Source organism: Mesorhizobium sp. M7A.F.Ca.MR.362.00.0.0, from assembly GCF_004023175.1.
Lineage (GTDB): Bacteria > Pseudomonadota > Alphaproteobacteria > Rhizobiales > Rhizobiaceae > Mesorhizobium.
The window spans coordinates 1-1,072 of record NZ_RZTF01000787.1; the positions used below are offsets into that span (position 1 = coordinate 1).

The following is a 1,072-nucleotide window of genomic DNA, read 5'->3' on the forward strand; positions in this document are numbered from 1 at the left end:
GTGGTGAACACCATGCGGAGCGCGGCCTGCACCTCGGCGTCCGGGTCGAGTGCGAGGGTGCCATCGGGCAAGTAGACCAAGCCCACGGGCGGGCCTATCTTCAGATCGCCGCGGCTTGCCTTGTTGAGTTGGCCGCCGCGCATGCGCGCCTTGAGGAAGTGCAACTCCGCTTCCGACATCGTTCCTTTCAAACCCAAAGAAGTCTGTCGTTGAAGCTGGCCGGGTCGTACGAACTATCATGTTGATACCCTCATTCGGTAGCGGATTGAGTAAAGTCGAGGTGTTGCCGCACGCCGGATTTGAGCTCTTTTATTGCGGCGATTGTTGCAGCGGCATCTGGAAACAGAACGCGTTTGTGAGTGGCGCTTTGGTGGATACTGATCACGCCATTGCGGATTCGATGCCGTATCCAGGAGCGAGAAACGTCCGCCGCCATCGCTAATTCAGACACCGATAGCCACCCGGGAATGTGGTGAGAGCGGGCTGGTGTAGACTGCCTCAATACGCGATGGCCTTGTCGGACGACCTGGACGGTGCGCACAGGAACGTAGCTGCGGCGCGGTGAGCGGAAACCTTCCTTAGTCAGTCTGGCAGCTATTGCCGTGTCGTCGAGCCCTTGATGAGCCAGTTCGAGCAGCCGGACCTCCATCTCGGCGCCGCGAGACAGGGCGCTCAAGGCATGAACTCTCGGCTCGACCTCGCGTTCGGTAACTTCACCGCCTCGCCAAACGATGCGGATCGTAATCCGATCTCGGACCACCCGTTGCAGGATCACTTTGTCGATCAAGCTGCGTATTAAGGCTTTCTTGCGTCCCCACTCTATGTCAGGTCTCTGCCAAAATTCAGGAAGTTGCGAACTGGCAGCGATAAAATCATTCTGTTCTGTCGGCGTCAGATCGTCAGATTGACTTTGCATCGCGCGATGGCGCTCAAGTGCATCCTCCGCTTGACGAAGCTCACGCAGAGCCCTCTCCCAACGGCGCTCCAACTCTGCCGCGATCAGCCGATTGTCTGGGTCAACCCGATCGTATTGCCGTTCTGCGAGCAGCGCTTGATAACGCAGCCGTTTGAT

General features: G+C 58.1%; 2 pseudogenes. Both read right to left on the reverse strand.

The features are described from left to right. Window positions 1-229: pseudogene (locus EOC06_RS37685) on the reverse strand (recombinase family protein); the annotation flags it as partial. A 21-nt stretch (window positions 230-250) separates the two neighbouring features. Then, window positions 251-1,072, reverse strand: a pseudogene (locus tag EOC06_RS44645) (recombinase family protein); the annotation flags it as partial.